The following is a 20,404-nucleotide window of genomic DNA, read 5'->3' on the forward strand; positions in this document are numbered from 1 at the left end:
GTTATGGCTGGCTGGGGCTTCGAGTCAGGCGACTATTCATGACCTATTGCGTCGGCATGCTGGTGAACGAAGGCCTGGCCATGATGGCCGACACCCGCACCAACGCGGGGGTCGACAACATCTCATCCTACAAGAAGCTGCATGTGATCGAGACGCCCGGCGAACGGGTCATCGCCTTGGCCACGGCGGGCAATTTGTCGGTGACCCAGACCGCCCTCGCCATGGTGCGCGAAGGCATCCGCATGGCCGACTCGGATGAAGTCGAGACCCTTCACACCGCGCCGACCCTGTTCCGCGCCGCCCAGCTGGTGGGCCATGCGGTCAAGAGCGTGCGCGAGAACATCGCCCCCTCTCTGGAAGCCGAGGCCGTGGACGTCAGCGCCACCGTGCTGATGGGCGGTCAGGTCGCGGGCGGGGCCCTGGGGCTCTACCTGATCTACAGCCAGGGCAATTTCATCGAGTGCGGGGCCGACACGCCCTACATGCAGATCGGCGAATTCAAGTACGGCAAGCCGATTCTGGACCGCGCCCTCACCACCGACACGCCGCTGGACGATGCGGTGAAGCTGGGCTTGATCTCGTTCGACTCCACGGTTCGCTCCAATGTCGCCGTAGGGCCGCCGTTCGATCTGATCACCCTGGAGCGTAACGCCCTCAAGGGCGATCAGCGCCGTATCGAGGCGGAGGATCCCTATTTCCGCGAACTGGGCGCGCGCTGGTCCCAGGCCCTGGCCGAAGCCCACCGGGTCATGCCCACGCCGCCCTGGATGACCGACCGTCCGCCGGGTCTCAAGGCCGTCTGATGGCGCGGGCGTAATCCGTCGCATCCGCCGCACTGGACGCAAACCGGCCCGGCGTGTCATTAACGAGTCATCCGCGCCCGGCAGAAGGGGCGCTTGCCCTTTAGAACACACCCGTTCCAGCAGCCCCCTGACGCGTTCATGAGCTCCCAGATCGCCGCCGTCGCAGATGTGCGCGACGTGTCCAAGACCTATGGCGCGCGTAAGGCGCTGGACGGCGTCACCGTGTCCGTCGCGCCCGGCGAGATGGTGGCCCTGATCGGCCCGTCCGGCTCGGGCAAGTCCACACTGCTGCGCTCCATCACCGGCCTGATTCCCATCGACGGCGGCAAGGGCAAGATCATCGTCTTCGGCGAGACGGTGCAGCAGAACGGGCGTCAAGTGTCTTCCGTGCGCCGCACGCGCGGCAAGCTGGGTTTCATCTTCCAGCAGTTCAATCTGGTCGGCCGCCTCAGCCTGTTTTCCAACGTCATGCTCGGCGCCCTGGGGCGTCTGCCCGCCTGGCGCGGCGTGTTCGGCCTGTGGCCGCCCGAGGACAAGGAAAAGGCCATGGCCGCCCTGCACCGGGTGGGCGTGGCCGACTACGCGGCCCAGCGCGCCAACACCCTGTCCGGCGGACAGCAACAGCGGGGCGCCATCGCCCGCGCCATCGTCCAGGGCGCCCAAGCCATCCTGGCCGATGAGCCGGTGGCTTCGCTGGACCCGGTCTCTGCCCGCAAGGTCATGGAGCTGTTGGTCGAGCTGAACCGCCGCGACGGCCTGGGCGTGATCGTCACCCTGCATCAGGTGGACTACGCCATTCGCTATTGTGAGCGCGTGATCGCACTCAAGGCGGGCAAGGTTGTCTATGACGGCCCCTCGGCCGGCCTGGACCGCCCCACCCTTATCGACATCTACGGTCCCGAGTTCGAGGACGCGTTCTGGGAGACTCAAGCATGAGCCGCGCCATCACCCGCCGCCTCGCTGTCGCCGCTTCGACCCTCGCCCTGGCCGCCTTCACCGCCTCGTGCGGACAGGGTGGGGGCGAGGCCGACGGCCCCCCGACCGAGATCACCTTCTCCATCCTGTCGGCCGAGAGCCAGACTGCCTCCGGCCCCCTGTGGGAGCCGTTGCTGAACGACATGGAGGAAGAGATCGGTGTCGAGGTCCGCCCCTTCTTCGCCAGCAACTACAATGCTCTGATCGAGGCCATGCGCTTCGATCAGGTGCAGGTCGGCTGGTTCTCGGCCCTGCCGGCGCTTCAGGCCATCGACCGGTCGCAGGGCGAGGTCATCGCCCGAACCGTCGATGTGGATGGCAAGGACAGCTACACCTCCACCCTGATCGTGCGGCGCGGCTCGGGCATCACCCTGGATCAGGTGCTGGCCTGTGATCGGAGCCTGACCTTCGGCCTCGGCGACGCCCAGTCCACCTCGGGCACGCTTGCGCCCATGACCTTCCTGTTCAGCCCCCGCAACATCGAGCCAAGCGACTGCTTCCGAACCGTGCGCTCGGCCAATCACCAGGCCAATTCCTTCTCGGTGGCCACGGCGTGCTGGATGTCTCGACCTCCAATTCGGTCAACACGGTATTCCTGACCCGGAACAACCCTCAGATCATCGCGCAGCTGGAGACCATCTGGGAATCGCCGCCGATCCCGGAGTCAGGCATCGTTCTGCGGTCCGATCTGGACCCGGCCCTGAAGGAGCGCATCCGCAGCTTCTTCCTGACCTACGGCCAGGGCGAAGGCCCCGAGGCCGAGCGGCAGCGTCAGGTTCTGGCCGCCCTGAACTACTCCCAGTTCCGCGCCGCTGACGGAAGTTATCTGGACCCCATCCGCGAGATGCAGGCCGACCAGGCCCTGCGTGAGGCCCGCGCTTCCGGCGACCAGGCCGCTGTCGCCGCAGCCCAGGCCCGGCTTGCCGAGCTGCGCGTGAATCGTGAGGTGACGCCTTGACCGCGACGCCGCTTCAGCCTGGCGTTATCCCCGAGCCGCCTGCCCGATCGGCGGGGGCGTGGGCGCTCGACATCATGCTGTGGGGCGGTCTGCTGCTGCTTCTGCTGATCAGCTTCGGCCCGGTGGACATGAGCCGCCTGCCGCTGCTGTTCACCAACACGGACAACATTCGACTCTATGGGCGCGAATTGTTGAACCCGCCCATGCCGTGGGACAATCCCGAGCTGTGGGCGCGGCTGGTCGGCCAGATGTGGCTGACCATCCAGATCGCTCTGTGGGGCACCTTCATCGCGGTGTTCCTGGCCATCCCCATGGGGCTGGCTGCGGCGCGGAATATCGCGCCGAACTGGATCGTCTGGCCCATGCGCCGGGTCATGGACATCCTGCGCTCCATCCCGGATCTGGTCATGGGCACCCTGTTCATCGTAGCCGTGGGCCTTGGGCCCCTGGCCGGTGTGCTGGCCATCGCCCTGAACACCGCAGGTGTGCTGGCCAAGCTGTTCTCCGAGGCGGTGGAGTCCATCGACCACGGGCCGGTCGAGGGCGTGCGTGCCACCGGCGCGGGCCGTTTGCATGAAATCGTCTGGGGCGTGATACCCCAGGTGGCGCCCTTGTGGACCTCGTTCGCCCTGTACCGCTTCGAGTCCAACAGCCGTGCGGCCACGGTGCTGGGCCTGATCGGCGCCGGCGGCATCGGCCAGCTGCTGTTCGAGAATATCCAGTCGTTCAACTATGCGACGGTCTCGGCCATCGCAATCGTCATCGTCGTCGCCGTCAGCCTGATCGACATGCTGTCACAGGCGATGCGCAAGCGGCTTCTGTAACGGAACCGTCACCCGTGCGCAGACGACCTGTCACATGCTCCGGGTAAGGACAATGTCGAGACTTCATGGGAGAATTCAGGACATGAGACCCTATCTGATCGCGGTGGCTGCGGCCGCCCTCGTCGCCGCATGCGGTGACGGCTCCGGCGGCGCCGGGGCCCAGCGTGACACGGTCTGGGCGGCGGGCTCTTCGACCGTCTTCCCCTTCACCACCCGCGTGGCCGAGAACTACGCCCAGCGCAGCGGCGGCGTCGCCCCGCGCGTGGAGTCGCTCGGCACCGGCGGCGGCATCGCCGCCTTCTGCGCCGGCGTCGGCACCCAGACGCCCGACATCGCCAACGCCTCGCGCCGCATGAAGGCGTCCGAGTTCGACCAGTGCGTGGCCAATGGCGTCACCGACATCATCGAGATCCAGATTGGCTATGACGGCATCGTCATCGCCACGGCCCGTAACGGCGCCGATTTCGCCTTCGAGGGCGGCGACCTCTACCTGGCCCTGGCCGCCCAGGTTCCGGGCGAAGGCGCGGACTACGTCGCCAACCCGCATGCGTCGTGGGATCAGGTGCGCGCCGGCCTGCCGGCCCAGCGCATCCAGGTCTACGGCCCGCCGCCCACCTCGGGCACCCGCGATTCTTGGCTGGAGCTGGGCATGGCCCCGTCGGCCGAGGCCGTGCCGCAACTGGCCGCCCTTGCCGAAAGCGACGAGGATCGCTTCGAGACCCTGGCCCACACCCTGCGCGAGGACGGCGCCTGGATCGACGCCGGCGAGAATGACAACGCCATCGTCCAGACCCTGACCCGCACGCCTGGCGCGGTTGGTGTTTTCGGGTTCTCGTTCCTCGAGCAGAACATGGACCAGGTGAAGGCCGCCACCGTCAACGGCGTGGCCCCCACGGTCGACACCATCGCCTCTGGTGAGTACCCGATCAGCCGCTCCATGTTCATCTACGTCAAGAAGGCTCACCTCGGCGTGGTGCCCGGCCTCGACGCGTTCGTGGCCGAGTACGTCTCCGAGAACAGCATGGGACGCGGCGGCTATCTTCAGGACCGCGGCCTGATCCCGCTGATGCCGGAACAGTTCGCGGCCCAGCGTGAGGCTGTAGCCAGCCAGACCAGCATGGCCCGTCCGGAAGAGTGATCGGACTCATCATCTGAAATGACGAACGCCGCGAGCCTTTCGGTTCGCGGCGTTTTTCTTTGTCCGTCTTCGAAGATGTGGCTCAGGCCGCCTTGCCGCGCACCCGGGCCAAGCGGCGAAGACGCCGCCAAAGCCGCGTCTTCTGGGGCTCCGGATAGGGCTGCAGGTTCTCGACGAACTGCTCGGCCGAGGCGCGCCAGCTGAACTTCTCCGCATAGGCGCGCACGGTCTCGGGATCCATCTTCAGCGCTTCGAGACAGGCGGTCTTCAGGTCGTCGTCGATGGCGCCGGCGCCGGAGCCGGGAATGATGTCGATGGGCCCATGCGCCGGATAGGCCGCCACCGGCGTGCCGGCGGCCATGGCCTCCAGGATCACCAGGCCGAAGGTGTCGGTCCATGAGGGGAACACGAACACGTCCGCATCGGCGAAACAGCGGGCCAGCTCCTCGCCGAACCGCGCGCCCAGAAATTTCGCCTCGGGGTACCGGGACTCCAGATCGGCCTTGGCCGGACCGTCCCCAACGATGATCTTGGTGCCGGGCAGGTCCAGCTCAAGGAAGGACTCGATATTCTTCTCCACCGCCACCCGGCCCACATTCAGCCAGAACGGGCGCGGCCAGTCCTTTCCGCCGAGTTCCTCGTAGATGGGTTCGCGATCGGGCCGGAACAGGTCGTGTCCACGCCCCGCGACCAGGGCGAAACGTTCCTGAACCCATGCTCGGTCAGCTCGTCGCGCAGGGTCGGCGTGGCCACCATCAGACGGCCCGACGGCTTGTGGAACCACTTCATGTAGGCGTAGCCCACCTGAACCGGGATCGGGAACCGAGCCGAGACGTACTCGGGGAATTTGGTGTGATAGCTGGTGGTGAACGGCAGTTTCCATTCCACGCAGATGCGACGCGTGGCGATGCCGATGGGGCCTTCGGTGGAGATGTGCACGGCCTCCGGCTCGAAGGCGCGCAGGCGCTCGCGGATCTCCTCCTCGGCGCCCAGGGCCAGCCGGATTTCCGGATAGGTGGGGCAGGGGATGGTCTTGAATTGCCCCGGCTCGATGACCTCCACTTCGTGGCCCATGGCGCGACATTCGGCGACCGTGCGGGTCAGGGTGCGGACGACGCCGTTCATCTGGGGTTCCCAGGCGTCGGTGGCCAGTACGATGCGCATTAAGGGCTTCAGCTCCCCGTTTCCGAAGGGCGACAGGCTTAACCCCTAACCGCGACAAACGCGAGACATGATCCGCGCCCGGAAAAGCCGTTTCAGATGGGCAGGATCGGGATGCTCTTGATCTCCTCCATCACCGCATAGGTCCGGGTCTCGCGCACCCCCGGCATGTGCACCAGCACGTCGCCCAGAAAGGCGCGATAGGCGTTCATGTCCGCCAGCCGCGCCTTGATCAGATAATCGAAGCCGCCCGCTACCATATGGCACTCCATGATCTCGGGGGTCTTGCGGGCTTGGGCGGCGAAGGCGTCGAACAGGTCGCCGGTGGTGCGGTCCAGAACCACCTCGATGAAGATCAGCAGGCCACGGTTGACTGCCGCCGGATCGATCAGGGTGGAATAGCCCAGGATCACCTTGCGTTGCCGCAGCCGCTTCACCCGCTCCAGACAGGCGGCCGGGGACAAATTGCAGCGCTTGGCCAGCTCGGCGTTGGTGATCCGCCCATCCAGTTGAAGTGTCTTCAGGATTCTGAGATCGGTCGCATCCAAATCATGCATTCGGCGTTCTCGCTTCCAAACCAAATTATGTTCGGTTGAGGTGGCTAAGATACAGAGGATATTTCCCTCTGGCCAGCGTATGGGGAGCCGAACACCGGCCGGAGTCGAGACGCGTGACGAACTGGGACGCCCTGGATCAATTGAAGTTCCGAGACGAGCGCGAGGCCGTGGCCGATCTGCTGGCGCGCATGCCGCTGGACCCGGTCGAACGGGGCGCGGTGGTGGCCGAGGCCATCGCCCTGGTCGAGCGCGCCCGAGCCGCCGCCAACCGTCAGGGCGTGGTCGAGGGCTTCTTGCAGGAATACAGCCTGGGCACCCGCGAGGGTCTGGCCCTCATGTGCCTGGCCGAGGCGGTGCTGCGCACCCCTGACGACGAGACGCGAGACCGCCTGATCGCCGAAAAGATCAGCTCGGCCGACTGGGCCTCGCACCTGGGCCAGTCCGACAGCCTGTTCGTCAACGCCTCCACCTGGGGCCTCATGCTGACCGGCAAGCTGGTGGACGTGGACGATGACGCCCGCCGCGACCTGCCCGGCTTCCTGGCCCGCGTGGCCGGCCGCATCGGCGAGCCGGTGATCCGCCAGGCGGTGGTCACGGCGGTCAAGATCATGGGCGAGCAGTTCGTGCTGGGCCGCAACATCGGCGCCGCCTTGAAGCGTGCGGATCGCCATGACTGGCTGTGCAGCTTCGACATGCTGGGGGAGGGCGCCCGCACCGCCGCCGACGCCGAGAACTACGAGCGCATCTACGCCGGCGCCATCGAGGCGGTCGGCAAGGCCCGCCCCAAGGGGCAGGGACCCGAAGACGGCCACGGCGTCTCGGTCAAGCTGTCGGCCCTGTCGCCCCGCTACGAGGCCATTCAGGAGGAGCGGGTGTGGGACGAGCTCTATCCCCGCGTGCTGCGCCTGGCGAAACTGGGGGCAAAGTACAATCTGAACTTCACCATCGACGCCGAGGAAGCCGACCGGCTGGTCCTGTCGCTCAAGCTGCTGGACCGGCTGGCCCATGAACCCGAACTGGGCGACTGGACCGGCCTGGGTCTGGCGGTGCAGGCCTATCAGAAGCGCGCCCCGCAGGTCATCGCCCTGATCGCCGACCTGGCCCAGCGATCGGGCCGTCGCCTGATGGTGCGTCTGGTCAAAGGCGCCTACTGGGACACCGAGATCAAGCGCGCCCAGATCGCGGGCCGCGTGGACTATCCGGTCTTCACCACCAAACAGGCCACGGACCTGAACTTCCTTGTCTGCGCCGAGGCCATGGTCGAGGCGGCGCCCCACATCTATTCCCAGTTCGCCACCCACAACGCCCACACCCTGGCGGCCGTGAACCGCATGGCGCGGGAACGGGAGGTGCGTATCGAGTTCCAGCGCCTGCACGGCATGGGCGAGGCGCTCTACGACGCCGCCCGCCACACCTGGAACGAGGGCGCCGAGCCGGTGGTGCGCGCCTACGCCCCCGTCGGCGGCCATGAAGAACTGCTGCCCTATCTGGTGCGCCGTCTGCTGGAGAACGGCGCCAACTCCTCCTTCGTCCACGCTCTGCTGGACGAACGGGTTCCCGCCGGCGACGTGGCCGCCGACCCCATCTCCGCCGTCGAGGCCCAGCCCGACCGTCACCCCAAGCTCCCGGTGCCCAGAGACATGTACGGAAATCGTCTGAACTCCCTCGGCCGCGATTATTCCCAGGCGGAAGACCGCGAAATCCACGCCCAGGCGCTGGAGGCGCTGGACCGTGAGAAGCTGAACGCGGGCCCCTTCATCGGCGGCGCCCTGAAGGCCGGCGAAAGCCCCCGGGATGTGACCAGCCCCTGTGACCGCGCGCGCATCCTCGGGCACGCCTCGGAGGCCACCGCCGAGGACGTGGACGAGGCCATCCAGCGCGCGGCCAACGCCCAGGTGGCGTGGGACCGCGCCGGCGGCGCCGCCCGCGCGGTAGTGCTGCGCGCCATGGGCGACGCGCTGGAGGCGGACATGGACCGCCTGATCGCCCTGCTGTGCCGCGAGGCGGGCAAGACCCTGGACGACGGCGTGGCCGAGGTGCGCGAGGCCGCCGACTTCTGCCGCTACTACGCCATGCTGGCCGAACAGCAGTTCGGCGGGCCCGAGGATCTGATCGGTCCGGCTGGAGAGACCAACCGTCTGGTCCTGCACGGTCGCGGCGTGTTCGCCTGCATCAGCCCGTGGAACTTCCCGTTGGCCATCTTCACCGGTCAGGTGGCCGCGGCCCTGGCCGCCGGAAACGCCGTGCTGGCCAAGCCCGCTGAACAGACGCCGCTGGTGGCCTGCGAAGCGGTGCGCCAGTTCCACAAGGCAGGTCTGGACCCCGATCTTCTGGCGCTGGTCCCGGGCCGGGGCGAGACTGTCGGCGCGGCTCTGGTCAATCATCCGGGCATCGACGGCGTGGCCTTCACCGGCGGCACTGAAACCGCCTTCGCCATCAACCGCTCCATCGCCGCCCGCGAAGGGGCGATCATTCCCTTCATCGCCGAAACGGGCGGGCTGAACGGCATGTTCGTGGACACCACGGCCCTGCGCGAACAGGTCATCGACGACGTGATCACCTCGGCCTTCGGTTCGGCCGGTCAGCGCTGCTCGGCCCTGCGCATCCTGTTCATTCCCAAGGCCAACGCCGATGACTTCATCCAGCGTCTGGCCGGGGCGCTGAAGACGCGCGTGATCGGCGACCCCGCTGATCCCTCCACGGACATCGGCCCCGTGATCGACGCAGAATCCCGCGAGATTCTCGAAAAACATGTCCAGCGGCTGGAAAAGGAGGCGAAGGTCGTCGCACGCGCCGACCTGCCCGAGGGCGCCGAGCGGGGCGACCTGTTCGCGCCGGTCATCGCCGAGATCCCCACGCCCGACTTCCTTGAAAAGGAGGTCTTCGGCCCGATCCTGCACATCTACCGCTACGACCCTGACAACCTGGAGGAGGTCGCCCGCAAGCTGGCCGCGCGCGGCTACGGGCTGACCTTGGGCGTGCACAGCCGCATCGACGCCTTCGCCGCCGACGTCATGGCCCTGGTCCCTGCCGGAAACGTCTATGTCAACCGCTCCATCACCGGGGCTGTGGTGGGCGTCCAGCCCTTCGGCGGCGAGGGGCTGTCCGGCACTGGCCCCAAGGCGGGCGGCCCCAACAGTCTGATCCGCTATGCCTCGGAAAAGGCCATCAGCGTCAATATCGCGGCCCAGGGCGGCGACCCGGCCCTGCTCAATCTCTAGACCTGATTCACGGCACATCCGGCTGGCGTTGACTCTGCGTTAGGGCAAGCTGGGGCAGGATACGCGCCAACCGCCGCCGAAAGGCGCGCAGACGGGCGCATCCATGGCTCACGACGCCGCCATTCATGACGAGGCCTTCGCCGACGCCGTGCGGCGTCGGCGCAAGAATTTGCTCATCCGCATGGGGGTGGGCGTCGTCGGCGTGCTGGTCTTCTCGCCTGTGATTGGCCCCCAGATAGCCCTGGCGTGGATCGCGACCTATTTCCTGGTCCAACTGGTGGACGCTCTGGCCTGTTCGCCCATTTCCTCGGGCAAGGCGGAAACCCTGCCGCCGTGGCGCAAACTGATCGCGGGAATCGCCATCGCCGCCAGCACGGCGGTCTATGGCTTTTTCGCTTTGCCGCTGTGGCAACTGGGGGGTCTGGCGGGCGGCATCTGCGCGGTTCTGATCCTGACCGGCGGCATGATGAACGCCCTGGTGGTGTCGGGCCGGTCGACCTTCATGCTGGGCCTGAATCTGACCCCGCTGGTCTTGTATCTGGCGGCCACCCCCCTGCTGATGATGGCCGAAGGCGCCGGACGGGCCGCAGCCACGGCGGCGGCTGTCATTTGCGTGACCATCCTCGCCTTTACCTTGGCCGCCTACGCCAGCAACGCGCGCCTGGCCGAATCCGAACGGCAGGCCCAACGCGATTCGGACCGCCGCCGTCGTGAGGCGGAGAGCGCTGTCGCGGGCAAGTCCGCCTTCGTCGCCACCGTCAGCCACGATCTCAGAACACCCCTGTCGGCTATCCTGACGGGCGCCCATGAACTGGAGGTCCGCGCCCAGGACGCCGCCTCCCGGGAGAACGCGGCCCTGATCGGAGAAGCGGGCCGGATGATGAAGACCCTGCTGGATCATCTGCTGGACCACGCCAAGCTCGAGGCGGGGCGCATGGAGGTGGAGACTGAGACCTTCAACCTGCGCCAGGTGCTGGCCCGCACCCTGCGCCTGTGGCAGCGCGAGGCCGTGGACCAGGGCCTGCGCCTGCGTCTGGAGGGGGCGGCCCATGCGCCGGCCTGGGTCGTGGGTGACGCCACCCGCATCCGTCAGGTGCTGAACAACCTGATCTCCAACGCCCTCAAATTCACCCAGGACGGCGCGGTGACCATCCGCATCCGCGCCTGGGACCAGGACCCGGACGCGACGGCCCTGATCATCGAGGTGATCGACACCGGGCCCGGCATGAACGCCCAACAGCTGTCACGCCTGTTCACGCCCTTCGACCAGACTGAAAGCGGCGTCAGCGCCCGCCATGGCGGCACGGGCCTGGGCCTGAGCATCAGCCGGGAGCTGGCCCAGTTGATGGGCGGCTGGCTGACCGCGCGCAGCACCAAGGGGGAGGGGGCGACGTTCACCCTGGCCCTCACCCTGCCGAGGGCCCCAGCGCCGGACGCGCCGCCCGTGGAGGCCCCCGAATCCCGCGACCGCAGCGCCCACAGCCGTCCATTGTCGAGCGCGCGATCCCTTGAGCCCGCGCCCACGCCGTCCAGACCCGAGCCCCTCCCCGTCACCACCCCGCAGACCGTGGAGCCTCCAGTCACGGCTGGGACGACCGCCGCCGACGAAGCCCCGTGCATTGACGACGAACCTGAAACGGCGGCGGAGGAGTCCGCAGAGCGGCCCCTGCGTGTGCTGGTGGTGGATGACCACGAGATCAATCGCCGCGCCGTCCAGCTGATCCTGACGCCGCTGGGCGTCGAGATCGCTACGGCGGTGGACGGCCTGGCCGCCCTGACCGCCGCGGAGGTCCAGACCTACGACGTGATCTTCATGGACGTCCGCATGCCCGAACTGGATGGCCGAGAGACCACGCGGCGGCTGCGCGCGGGCGACGGCCCGAACCGCGCCACGCCGGTGATCGCCGTGACCGCCGACACGGCCCAGGACGACATCGACGCCTGCATGGCGGCTGGCATGGACTATTTCGTGTCGAAGCCCCTCACCCCGGCGGCTCTGCTGGGCGCCCTCAACCACGTCCTGGCCGAAGCGGCGACGCGCGAAACCGAGGCCGCCTAAAGGCCGAGGAAGGACCGCAGGTGCGCATTCAGCGCGTCTGGGTTCTTCAGGTCGCATTCCCACACCGTGAGCACCCGCCAGCCATCGGCGATCAGCGCCTGTTCTGACGCCCGGTCGCGCTCCCGGTTGCGCCCGATTTTGGCGCGCCAGTAGTCGCCGTTGGCCTTGGGCTCCCGGGCGCCTCGCGCGCAGTCATGGCCATGCCAGAAGCAGCCATGGACGAAGATCACGGCCCGTCGTCCCTTCATCACCACGTCCGGCCGCCCCGGCAGGTCCGCACCCCCAAGACGATACCCGACGCCCAGCGCCTTCAGCGCCCGCCGCACGGTCATCTCCGGACCGGTGTCGCGCCCCTTTATCAGCCGCATCACGGCGCTGCGTTTTTCGGGCGTGAAGACGTCTGTGGTCATGAACTGCGACGCCGGGGCCTTCCTGCGGTCTCTGGATCCCACCAGAGGGCCAGCCATGCCCTTCAAGCAGCGAGCCTCCGTGCGGCGAGCGATAGGGCGCTTAAGAAAGCTGCGTCAGGAGATGCTCGGCTGAGGACACCTTGAACTCGCCGCCCTGCTCCACGTTCAGCTCGGTCACTACGCCGTCCTTGATCAGCATGGAGTAGCGCTGCGACCGGTGGCCCATGCCGAAGCCCGTGGCGTCCAGCTCCAGGCCCAGCTTCTTGGTGAAGTCGCCGTTGCCGTCGGCCACCAGCAGGACGTCTTCGCCGGTCAGGCCCTGCTGCTCGGCCCAGGCGCCCATGACGAAGGGGTCGTTGACCGACACGCCCACGATCCGGTCCACGCCCTTGGCCTTCAGTTCGTCGTGCTTGTCCTTGAAGCCCGGCAGGTGGCGGGCCGAGCAGGTGGGGGTGAAGGCGCCGGGCACCGCGAAAAGGGCCGTGGTTCCCTTGCCGAACAGTTCGCCGGTGGACAGAGGTTTGGGCCCCTCGGGCGTCATGGTGGCGAGGGTGGCGTCGGGCAGGCGGTCGCCGGGCTTGATGGTCATGGATGGCTCCTTCGGGGTTGTCTGCGACAGATAGAGACCCGCGATGGCCATTCCAAGCGCCGCAAAGCAAAAGGGCCGGCGTTTCCGCCGGCCCTTCAGAATGCTCGTTCGTCGCCCGATCAGGCGGCGGCTTGTTCCGCCAGCTTGGCGCGGACCTGACGCTTGATGCGTTGGGCCTTGACCGACAGCTGCTCGTCACGGGCCTTGACGATGAACACGTCCAGGCCGCCCTTGTAGTCCAGGGTGCGCAGCGCAGCGTTGGAGATGCGCAGGGAGAAGGTCTGGCCCAGCGATTCCGAAGCCAGCTTGACCGTCTTCAGCGACGGCAGGAACCGGCGCTTGGTCTTGACATTGGAGTGGCTGACGCTGTGGCCGACCATCGGGCCGATCCCGGTGAGTTCGCAACGACGCGACATCGTCAAAATCCTTGGCAGGCGGGCGGACCAAACGGCCGCGCGGCGCATGAAACAGTTGCGCGCGGGGGCAGGGGCTCCCGCGCGAGAGGGGGCCGTATAGGCGCACAGGCCCCTTTGCGTCAAGGCCTTCGGACTCTTTCGCCCAGTGAGGGAACAGCCATTGTTCAGCCCCCGTTCAAGCGCCATCTGTAGGATCGACTGTCAACATCGCCGCATGAAAGAGCGACCATGAAGACCATGACTCCCAAGCGACGCGTCCTGACGCTCGGCTCCGGCCTCGCCGCCGTGGCCGCCCTGTCGGTCGCGACGGGCCCGCACGCCCAGACTCCCGCGCCCGATCAGCCCCAGCCCGGCTACTGGGAATACACCACCAGCGTCATGGGCGTCCGTGACACTGAACAGAAATGCGTTCGCCCCAGCGAGATCCACCGCTTCTTCAACGGGCTGTCCACGCGCCGCTGGCAGTGCACATATCCGGTGCGCGAAGTCGGCGGAGGCAACTCCCGTTTCGAGGGCACTTGTCAGGACAGACGCGGTCGGACCGTCAATGTGCGCCTGAACGGCCCGTACGCCAGCGAGAGCTTCCGCTTTAACGGCGGCGCTCAGTTGGCCCGCGGCACGCCCTACATCCCCGCCAGCATCACTGCGCGCCGCATCTCGGCCCAGTGCCCTGCGGACGCCGAGTACTTCTGAGCGTGCAGGCCGCTGGAGGTCAGGACTGACCTTCGGCGGCCCCTGCCGCCGATCTGGCCGCCTCGATCCGCCGCAGCAGTTGTATGAACGTCTCGTCCGTCGGGATCAGGTTCACGGCCGCCACGGCTGCGTCGTGGGCCTGATCCAGCCGCTCCAGCAGGAACAGGGCGCGCGCCTTCAGCCAGTGTGCCTGGCCCAGGTCAGGCTGGACAGCGATCGCCCGCTCGGCGACAGCCAACGCGGCCTCCGCACCTGAGGCCCGTTCCTGGGTCAGCAGCTTGCGCCCAAGAAACGTCAGCGCGGCCGCCGGAACGCCATCCATTTCGGACATCCGGCGCAGGACCTTCAGGCCGTCCTCGTTACGGCCCAGCCGATACAGCTGGCGGGCATGGGCGAACAGGTCGTTGGGTCCTGCGTCAGGCAGTTCGGCCAGGCGGCCGGTAACCACTCCGGCGCCGACTTCATCTCTGGCCTTTAAGCGGTGCGACAGACAGCGCGTCAGGAACGACCGATCCGACATCCGCCGGATGATCAGGTCGGGCCGCACATCCAGCCGATAGGATCGCAGCAGCAAGATCTCGATCTCGCTTCGGTCTGCCTCGGTCGCCATGTCATGCAGCCGCAGCATGTGATCGACCATGTCGTGGGCGCGTCTCTCCATGGCCAGCAGGCCGGAGCGTTTTCGATCCTCGTCCTGGCGGCCCGCAATCTCCAGCCCCTGATCCGCCCGCCATGCTTCCACGTGGCTACGCACGCGATGGAACACGGCCTCTTCGTCGCTGGTATTCACCCAGTATTCGTTGAGCAGGAAGCCCAGCTGGCGACGGATGCGTTCTGGCGGGGGGCCTGCTGACACATCGAACGCCGCGTCGAGCTCATCCAGCGTCGAGAGCGGCGTGGTCATGTGCGCATACTCGCTCGCCGCCAGGGTGAAAACCGGCTTGCCGTGCACCAGCGCCTGAACGCCGACGCCCGAGTTGGCCGCCAGGACCGCCGCGCTTGATGCGATCAGATCGTGAATGGAGGCGTCCGACACCGTTACGAACTCCGAGCGGGCGGCCGCTTCCAGCGCCTGGACGATATGGTCTGATCCACACAACGGATGTCGCTTCACCACGACGGGCCGTCGCAGCCGTTCAGCCGTCTGCACCAGGGCCTCCAGCACCTCGAACTGGGCGAAACGGCTCAGTTTGAGCACTTCGTCATTATTGACCTGCAAGGGGTAGAAGACCGCGAACCGTTCCCCGGACGTCGCCGCGCGACGACCGGGCTGGGCGTAACGAGACAGATTCTCGGTTCGAAAGCGGTGCTGGTAGCTGGCGATCACCGCGTCCGCCGCCGCCAGATCGTATTGCGCGCTCCGGGCCTGCAGCGCCGGATCCTGGGCCAGGGCGCACCAGCCGCTATAGCCCCGTGGGTCCAGGTACCAGAGGTCCGGCAGGGCCGCGCCCTTGATGCAATAGGCGCCCGGCCCGGGTTCCCGGGCATGGTAGGCGTAATGCAGACCCTCGGCGGGGTCCGGCCGGTGCAGGGTGTCCGAATAGGGCCGGAACGGCCGCGCGACGATCTCGCAGCCCAGACGCGACAGGGCGGCGAACAGGCTGACATAGGTCGTCCGCACGTCGGCCCGGTCCGGATCATCCGACTTCCAGAAATAATTCGGAATGTCGACAAAGACCTTCACCGCGTCCCCCGTCTCCCCTGCAGGCCGATCCATCGACACCCGGCCTGGCCATCCAAAGTGGACCCGGCGGCCACAAACAGGAACGCCGACCTTTACGGCCGGGCGTTCTGAAATCAATCAGGAAGCGACGGATCAGGCTGCTTCGGCTGCGGGCGGCGTGATGGCCTTCTTGGCGCTCAGCGACTTGGCCAGCAGGGCCACGGCTTCATCCTTCTCGATGCGGTTGGCGGCCGCCACCTCGCGGGCCATGCGGTCCAGCGCCGATTCATAGAGCTGACGCTCCGAATAGGACTGTTCCGGCTGGCTGTCGGCGCGGTGCAGGTCGCGAACCACCTCGGCGATGGAGATCAGATCGCCCGAGTTGATCTTGGCTTCGTATTCCTGGGCCCGGCGCGACCACATGGTGCGCTTGACGCGGGCGCGGCCCTTGAGGGTCGTCAGCGCCTTGGTCACCACGTCCTCGGCGGCCAGCGAACGCAGGCCGGCGGTCTTGGCCTTGGCGGTGGGGACGCGCAGGGTCATCTTCTCGTGGTCGAAGGTCACCACATAGACCTCCAGCGACATGCCTGCGACCTCCTGGGTCTCCACGGCCGCCACCTTGCCGACGCCGTGCGCCGGATAGACCACGCTGTCGCCCACCTTGAATTCAAGACCGCTCTTGCTCGTCATATCAAATCCTTTCAGCGGCGAAGACGGGGCGCTCGTTCAGGGCATGCAAGGTCATCGACGGCGATGCGGGGTCGCCGACAATCAGCATGCAAAAACTAGAAACGAGAACGGGACACCCAACCTCTGGCCGATCCCGCCTTCCAGGGCGGGATTCTTTAACGAACGCGGGCGGCGCGCTGTAAAGCGGCGACCGCCCGACCCAATGAGCGATAATCTATCACAAAACCGCACAATTTCAAAATGTCCGCGTTGCGCGGTCGGGCATTCGCCGCCGGAGGCGACCGTGGCGGAATTGAGGCGCAAAAAGCCCGCTCAGGAACCCTTGCCGGGGGCCGTGGAGAAATACTTCTCGAACTTGCCCGTCTCGCGCTCGAACTGTTCCTTGTCGGCCGGGGGTTCGCCCTTGACGGTGATGTTGGGCCAGACCTTGGCGTACTCGGCATTGATCTGCAGCCACTTGCCGTCCGGCTCGTCCTCGGTGTCGGGCTTGATGGCGTCCACCGGGCACTCCGGCTCGCACACGCCGCAGTCGATGCACTCGTCCGGGCTGATGACCAGGAAGTTCTCACCCTCGTAGAAGCAGTCCACCGGACAGACCTCCACGCAGTCCATGAACTTGCATCTCACACAGGCGTCGGTGACGATGTAGGTCATCGAGGGTCGCGGGTCCGGGCGCGGTTTCAGGAACGGGTCGCGGAAATGGCCCTCGCGCGCGATCAAGTCAACCGCAGTTCCTCTGGCGCGGAGCGAGAGAGCCCCTATCTGTAACTCTGGCGATTGCCAATCCGGCGCGCCGCATGCTCACAAGGAGGACCCGTTCCATGCCGTCATTCAGACCCGCCGCCTTCGCCGCCATCCTCGCCGCCGCCGCGACTGCGGGCGCCGTCACCGCCCAGGATCCGTTCGTCACCGACCCGGCCCAGGTGCGCGCCGGCGTCTATGATCTGGACGCGAGCCACGGCAAGATCACCTGGTCGGTCAGCCACCTGGGCTTCTCCACCTATGTGGGCCAGTTCGTGAACGTCTCGGGCGAACTGACCCTGGACCCCGCCAATCCGGTCAACAGCGCCCTCAGCGCCACCATCCCGCTGGCCGATGTGGCCTCCAATGACGACGCCCTGGACGGCCACCTGCGCACGGCTGACTTCTTCGACGTTGAAAACCATCCGACGGCGACCTTCGTCGCCACCTCCATCGTGGTGGATGACGACGATGCGGACGAGGCCACCGTCACCGGCGACCTGACCCTTCGCGGCGTCACACGCCCGGTGGTCATGGAGGTTGAGTTCAACCAGGCGGGCGTGAACCCCGTGAACCAGCGCTACACCGTCGGCTTCGACGGCGAGGCCACCATTCAGCGTTCGGAATTCGGCATCGCCTACGGCCTGCCCCTGCTGGGCGACGAGGTCGAGCTGCACATCGAAGGCGAGTTCATCCTTCGGGACTAGGGGTGGAGTACAGGGCGCGGGCCTCCTCGGGCGGTCCGCGCCGCACGCCCAGGGCGGTGATGCGCACCGCAGTCACGCGGCCGCCGATGGCGAAAACCAGTTCGTCGCCGATCCGCACCGTGCGGCCGGGCCGGTCCACGCGCTGCTGAACGCCCCCACGGGTGACGCGCACCCGGCCCGCCTCCACAAAAGCCGCCGCAAGCGCCCGGGTCCGCATGAACCGCGCCCGGTGCAGCCACACGTCCAACCGGCAGGCCTCGTCGCTCATTCAGGGCGGCCCGCGCCCTTGCGACGCCGCCGCCGCCGGACGGGCGCCAGCGCGGGTGCGTTCAGAACCGCGAGGGCCGCAAAGGGCGAATCCTTGACCGGCCCGGTCTTCGCGGGCTTGCGGTCCGGCGCGCGCCTCAGGGCGTTCAGGATCGCGCGGCCCTGATCCGCGCTCCAGCCCAGTTCGGTCAGGGCTGCGTCGGACAGGACGGGCCGCCCCCTGTCAGCTTTTTCGGCCCTCGCCAGCTCCGCCATGCGCTCCAGCGCCTCCACCGGGACCAGCCACGGCCCGACGGCGCGCAGGCCGAATGCTGACAGCGCGCGGGGCCCGGGCAGGGGATCCGGGGCGGCGACGAGCGCGCCCGGTATGGGGCGGAACGGCTGGTCCGCCACATGGGCCTGCATCAAGCCTTGGGCGCGTGGCTTCAACAGGGCCGGCATCCACACCGAATGGGCGCCCACGCGCACGGCCATGGCCTTCAGGGTCCGCCGCTCCACCTGGCTCAAGGCCGCCAGATCGGCCTGCACCATGTGCCTGTCGATCAGCCTCCGGCCTCGATCAGGCGGAAGGCCAGTCCCTGCGGCAGGCCTTTCAGGCTGCCGCTGGCCGTCAGGTCGCGTAGCCGCTTCAACGGCCGCAGGGCCCGACCCGCCTCGGCCGCCAGCCAGGCCTCGATGCGCCGCACCCCGCGCTCGCGGGCGGGCGCGGGGCCGAGGTCGCCGAGCAGGCTCACGCGCGGATTGAACGGATCTCCGCCCGTGATGCGCGCCGCGATCTCACCGCGCCACAGCACCGCCCCGTCGGGCAAAACCGAAAAGACCGTGTCCTCGTCCGCGGCCAGCCGCCCCAGCCGCCGCGCGATCTCAGGGCCGACCGCGTGCCGCGCCGCAGCGCGCAGGGCGCGGTCCTCAAGGCCGGTGGCGCCCCGCTCCGGCGCAAAGGCCACCCCGGTCAGACGGCCCACGGCCTGGCCCTCGACCACGACCTGTCCGTCCCCCTCGATCTCGGTGGCCATGTCCTCGCGCACGTTCAGCGCCCGCATCAGGGCGGTGGTCCGCCGGTCCACGAAGCGGGCGGTCAGCCGCTCGTGCAGCACATCGGACAGCCGTTCCTCGAGCACCCGCGCCCGCTCGCGCCAGTGCTTGGGATTGTGCAGCCAGTCGGGACGATTGGCGATGTAGGTCAGGGTCCGCACCGCCGCCAGACGCGCCGACAGTTGGTCGATCTGGCCGTCGTCCCGGTCCGCTTGGTCGAAGCGCGCGGCGAACCAGTCCTCCGTCAGGCGTCCGCCCTTTCCAGTCAGCGCCTTGAACACCGTCAGTGACAGCCGCGCGTGCTCGTCCAGGGTGGTCTTCTGGAAGTCGGGCAGCTGGCACGCCTCCCACAGGCGCATCACCGCCCCGCGCGATCCCGCCACCCGGGTGATCGCTTCGTCCTGCATCAGCCGGCGCAGCACGGTCTCGTCCAGCGACTCGCCGGACAGGGTCAGGCCGTCGCGCCCGGGCGCCACCGTCAGCGAGCGCAACAGGTCCGGCAGGGTGTCGAAGTCCAGCCGGGCGTTGCGCCACTCCGCAGCCAGCACGGGGTCGAAATGGTGCTCCACCACCTGTTCGACGATGTCCTCGTCGATCTCGTCGCACTCGCCCGTGACTCCGAAGGTGCCGTCGCGCAGGTGCCGCCCCGCGCGCCCGGCGATCTGGCCGATCTCGTGGGCGTGCAGCCAGCGGGTGCGCCGCCCGTCGAATTTCCTCAGGCCCGCGAAGGCCACATGGTCCACGTCCATGTTCAGGCCCATGCCGATGGCGTCGGTGGCCACCAGAAAGTCCACCTCGCCCGACTGGAACAGTTCGACCTGGGCGTTGCGGGTGCGGGGGCTCAGGGCGCCCATGACCACCGCCGCCCCGCCCCTCTGACGGCGGATCAGCTCGGCGATGGCGTAGACCTGATCCGCCGAGAAGGCGACGATGGCCGAGCGCGGCGGCAGGCGGGTCAGCTTTTTGGACCCGGCATAGCTCAGGGTCGACAGCCGGTCGCGCGACACGATCTCCGCGTCCGGGACCAGCCGCCGCACCAGCGGCGCCATGGTCCCCGCGCCCAGGAACATGGTCTCCAGCTGGCCGCGCGCATGCAGAAGTCGCTGGGTGAACAGGTGGCCGCGCTCGGGATCGGCGCACAGCTGGATCTCGTCCACGGCCAGGAACTCGACCGTCTTCTCCAGCGGCATGGCCTCGACCGTGCACACCCACCAGTGAGGCCGGGGCGGGATGATCTTCTCCTCGCCGGTGACCAGCGCCACCGACCGGGCCCCCATGCGCGCGACGATGCGGTCGTAGATCTCGCGCGCCAGCAACCGCAGCGGCAGGCCGATCATCCCCGAGGCGTGGCCAAGCATCCGCTCGACCGCCAGATGGGTCTTGCCGGTGTTGGTGGGGCCCAGCACCGCGGTGACGCGGGACGGGGCCAGGCCGGTGGGGCGGTCGTTCATGACGGCTCCAAGGTGGCGACGTCCGGGCCAGGACTCAAGCGCGGCG

The 20,404-nt window shown here is 67.8% G+C and carries 18 protein-coding genes and 2 pseudogenes; 10 read left to right on the forward strand and 10 right to left on the reverse strand.

Annotated elements, in window-relative coordinates; translation table 11 throughout:
- Positions 1–38 precede the first annotated feature (38 nt).
- The 6 genes from MBEBAB_RS06230 to MBEBAB_RS06250 all read left to right on the forward strand — a co-directional run bounded on the left by MBEBAB_RS06230 (position 39) and on the right by MBEBAB_RS06250 (position 4,698).
- Positions 39–803: a proteasome-type protease gene (locus MBEBAB_RS06230; RefSeq protein ID WP_021697096.1), complete on the forward strand. Its 765-nt coding sequence runs from the start codon at positions 39–41 to the stop codon at positions 801–803.
- 138 nt (positions 804–941) lie between these two features.
- Complete coding sequence (phnC, locus tag MBEBAB_RS06235) at positions 942–1,739, forward strand: phosphonate ABC transporter ATP-binding protein (protein ID WP_021697097.1); 798 nt, start codon at positions 942–944, stop codon at positions 1,737–1,739.
- Positions 1,736–2,377, forward strand: a complete 642-nt coding sequence (gene phnD / locus MBEBAB_RS18315; protein WP_306302001.1) for a phosphate/phosphite/phosphonate ABC transporter substrate-binding protein — start codon at positions 1,736–1,738, stop codon at positions 2,375–2,377. Before phnC ends, phnD begins: the two co-directional genes overlap by 4 nt.
- Positions 2,332–2,736: a PhnD/SsuA/transferrin family substrate-binding protein gene (locus MBEBAB_RS18320; RefSeq protein ID WP_306302002.1), complete on the forward strand. Its 405-nt coding sequence runs from the start codon at positions 2,332–2,334 to the stop codon at positions 2,734–2,736. Before phnD ends, MBEBAB_RS18320 begins: the two co-directional genes overlap by 46 nt.
- Positions 2,733–3,560, forward strand: coding sequence for a phosphonate ABC transporter, permease protein PhnE (gene phnE / locus MBEBAB_RS06245; protein WP_045318958.1), 828 nt, complete (start codon positions 2,733–2,735; stop codon positions 3,558–3,560). The genes MBEBAB_RS18320 and phnE overlap by 4 nt, the downstream gene beginning before the upstream one ends.
- Positions 3,561–3,642: 82 nt before the next feature.
- Positions 3,643–4,698 (forward strand): substrate-binding domain-containing protein, encoded by a 1,056-nt coding sequence (locus MBEBAB_RS06250; protein ID WP_021697100.1) that lies wholly within the window; start codon positions 3,643–3,645, stop codon positions 4,696–4,698.
- A gap of 82 nt (positions 4,699–4,780) precedes the next feature.
- Here MBEBAB_RS06250 and MBEBAB_RS06255 read toward each other — a convergent pair.
- Positions 4,781–5,862, reverse strand: a pseudogene (locus MBEBAB_RS06255) (glycosyltransferase family 4 protein).
- Between the two features lie 92 nt (positions 5,863–5,954).
- Positions 5,955–6,416: an Lrp/AsnC ligand binding domain-containing protein gene (locus MBEBAB_RS06260; RefSeq protein ID WP_021697102.1), complete on the reverse strand. Its 462-nt coding sequence runs from the start codon at positions 6,414–6,416 to the stop codon at positions 5,955–5,957.
- Between the two features lie 113 nt (positions 6,417–6,529).
- On the opposite strand from MBEBAB_RS06260, the gene putA reads away from it, so the two are divergent.
- A complete protein-coding gene (putA, locus tag MBEBAB_RS06265) occupies positions 6,530–9,637 on the forward strand; it encodes a bifunctional proline dehydrogenase/L-glutamate gamma-semialdehyde dehydrogenase PutA (RefSeq protein ID WP_021697103.1) in 3,108 nt (1,035 codons plus the stop codon).
- Positions 9,638–9,740: 103 nt separating this feature from the next.
- Positions 9,741–11,696, forward strand: a complete 1,956-nt coding sequence (locus tag MBEBAB_RS06270; protein ID WP_021697104.1) for an ATP-binding protein — start codon at positions 9,741–9,743, stop codon at positions 11,694–11,696.
- On the opposite strand, the gene MBEBAB_RS06275 is transcribed toward MBEBAB_RS06270, so the two are convergent.
- The 3 genes from MBEBAB_RS06275 to rpmB all read right to left on the reverse strand — a co-directional run bounded on the left by MBEBAB_RS06275 (position 11,693) and on the right by rpmB (position 13,111).
- Positions 11,693–12,106: a very short patch repair endonuclease gene (locus MBEBAB_RS06275; protein WP_045318959.1), complete on the reverse strand. Its 414-nt coding sequence runs from the start codon at positions 12,104–12,106 to the stop codon at positions 11,693–11,695. The two genes, MBEBAB_RS06270 and MBEBAB_RS06275, sit on opposite strands and share 4 nt — an antisense overlap.
- Positions 12,107–12,206: 100 nt before the next feature.
- Positions 12,207–12,695, reverse strand: coding sequence for a peroxiredoxin (locus tag MBEBAB_RS06280; protein WP_045318963.1), 489 nt, complete (start codon positions 12,693–12,695; stop codon positions 12,207–12,209).
- A gap of 119 nt (positions 12,696–12,814) precedes the next feature.
- The gene (rpmB, locus tag MBEBAB_RS06285) at positions 12,815–13,111 is read right to left on the reverse strand and encodes a 50S ribosomal protein L28 (protein WP_045318960.1); all 297 of its coding nucleotides are present in this window, start codon (positions 13,109–13,111) and stop codon (positions 12,815–12,817) included.
- A gap of 228 nt (positions 13,112–13,339) precedes the next feature.
- Between rpmB and MBEBAB_RS06290 the strand changes: the two genes are divergently transcribed.
- Complete coding sequence (locus MBEBAB_RS06290) at positions 13,340–13,804, forward strand: DUF3617 domain-containing protein (protein WP_021697108.1); 465 nt, start codon at positions 13,340–13,342, stop codon at positions 13,802–13,804.
- A gap of 19 nt (positions 13,805–13,823) precedes the next feature.
- Here MBEBAB_RS06290 and MBEBAB_RS06295 read toward each other — a convergent pair whose 3' ends face one another.
- The 3 genes from MBEBAB_RS06295 to fdxA form a co-directional block, all read right to left on the reverse strand.
- Positions 13,824–15,521, reverse strand: coding sequence for a capsular polysaccharide export protein, LipB/KpsS family (locus MBEBAB_RS06295; protein WP_045318961.1), 1,698 nt, complete (start codon positions 15,519–15,521; stop codon positions 13,824–13,826).
- 99 nt (positions 15,522–15,620) lie between these two features.
- Complete coding sequence (locus MBEBAB_RS06300) at positions 15,621–16,157, reverse strand: CarD family transcriptional regulator (protein WP_021697110.1); 537 nt, start codon at positions 16,155–16,157, stop codon at positions 15,621–15,623.
- A gap of 312 nt (positions 16,158–16,469) precedes the next feature.
- Complete coding sequence (gene fdxA, locus MBEBAB_RS06305) at positions 16,470–16,811, reverse strand: ferredoxin FdxA (RefSeq protein WP_045318964.1); 342 nt, start codon at positions 16,809–16,811, stop codon at positions 16,470–16,472.
- A gap of 167 nt (positions 16,812–16,978) precedes the next feature.
- Between fdxA and MBEBAB_RS06310 the strand changes: the two genes are divergently transcribed.
- Complete coding sequence (locus MBEBAB_RS06310) at positions 16,979–17,605, forward strand: YceI family protein (protein WP_021697112.1); 627 nt, start codon at positions 16,979–16,981, stop codon at positions 17,603–17,605.
- Here MBEBAB_RS06310 and MBEBAB_RS06315 read toward each other — a convergent pair.
- Both MBEBAB_RS06315 and MBEBAB_RS06320 read right to left on the reverse strand, forming a co-directional pair.
- Complete coding sequence (locus tag MBEBAB_RS06315; RefSeq protein ID WP_045318962.1) at positions 17,589–17,873, reverse strand: S4 domain-containing protein; 285 nt, start codon at positions 17,871–17,873, stop codon at positions 17,589–17,591. The genes MBEBAB_RS06310 and MBEBAB_RS06315 overlap by 17 nt on opposite strands.
- Positions 17,870–20,358, reverse strand: a pseudogene (locus MBEBAB_RS06320) (helicase-related protein). Before MBEBAB_RS06320 ends, MBEBAB_RS06315 begins: the two are co-directional and overlap by 4 nt.
- Positions 20,359–20,404: the final 46 nt, after the last annotated feature.

Source organism: Brevundimonas abyssalis TAR-001 (genome assembly GCF_000466985.1).
GTDB classification, from domain to species: Bacteria; Pseudomonadota; Alphaproteobacteria; order Caulobacterales; family Caulobacteraceae; genus Brevundimonas; species Brevundimonas abyssalis.

Excerpts from the sequence above, each read along its gene's own strand:
- MBEBAB_RS06260 (WP_021697102.1), bottom strand. The coding sequence starts at position 6,416 with ATGCATGATTTGGATGCGACCGATCTCAGAATCCTGAAGACACTTCAA.
- MBEBAB_RS06295 (WP_045318961.1), bottom strand. The coding sequence starts at position 15,521 with ATGGATCGGCCTGCAGGGGAGACGGGGGACGCGGTGAAGGTCTTTGTC.
- MBEBAB_RS06280 (WP_045318963.1), bottom strand. The coding sequence starts at position 12,695 with ATGACCATCAAGCCCGGCGACCGCCTGCCCGACGCCACCCTCGCCACC.
- phnC (WP_021697097.1), top strand. The coding sequence starts at position 942 with ATGAGCTCCCAGATCGCCGCCGTCGCAGATGTGCGCGACGTGTCCAAG.
- rpmB (WP_045318960.1), bottom strand. The coding sequence starts at position 13,111 with ATGTCGCGTCGTTGCGAACTCACCGGGATCGGCCCGATGGTCGGCCAC.
- MBEBAB_RS06310 (WP_021697112.1), top strand. The coding sequence starts at position 16,979 with ATGCCGTCATTCAGACCCGCCGCCTTCGCCGCCATCCTCGCCGCCGCC.
- MBEBAB_RS06250 (WP_021697100.1), top strand. The coding sequence starts at position 3,643 with ATGAGACCCTATCTGATCGCGGTGGCTGCGGCCGCCCTCGTCGCCGCA.
- MBEBAB_RS06270 (WP_021697104.1), top strand. The coding sequence starts at position 9,741 with ATGGCTCACGACGCCGCCATTCATGACGAGGCCTTCGCCGACGCCGTG.
- fdxA (WP_045318964.1), bottom strand. The coding sequence starts at position 16,811 with ATGACCTACATCGTCACCGACGCCTGTGTGAGATGCAAGTTCATGGAC.
- phnD (WP_306302001.1), top strand. The coding sequence starts at position 1,736 with ATGAGCCGCGCCATCACCCGCCGCCTCGCTGTCGCCGCTTCGACCCTC.
- MBEBAB_RS06275 (WP_045318959.1), bottom strand. The coding sequence starts at position 12,106 with ATGACCACAGACGTCTTCACGCCCGAAAAACGCAGCGCCGTGATGCGG.
- MBEBAB_RS06290 (WP_021697108.1), top strand. The coding sequence starts at position 13,340 with ATGAAGACCATGACTCCCAAGCGACGCGTCCTGACGCTCGGCTCCGGC.
- MBEBAB_RS06315 (WP_045318962.1), bottom strand. The coding sequence starts at position 17,873 with ATGAGCGACGAGGCCTGCCGGTTGGACGTGTGGCTGCACCGGGCGCGG.
- MBEBAB_RS06300 (WP_021697110.1), bottom strand. The coding sequence starts at position 16,157 with ATGACGAGCAAGAGCGGTCTTGAATTCAAGGTGGGCGACAGCGTGGTC.
- MBEBAB_RS06230 (WP_021697096.1), top strand. The coding sequence starts at position 39 with ATGACCTATTGCGTCGGCATGCTGGTGAACGAAGGCCTGGCCATGATG.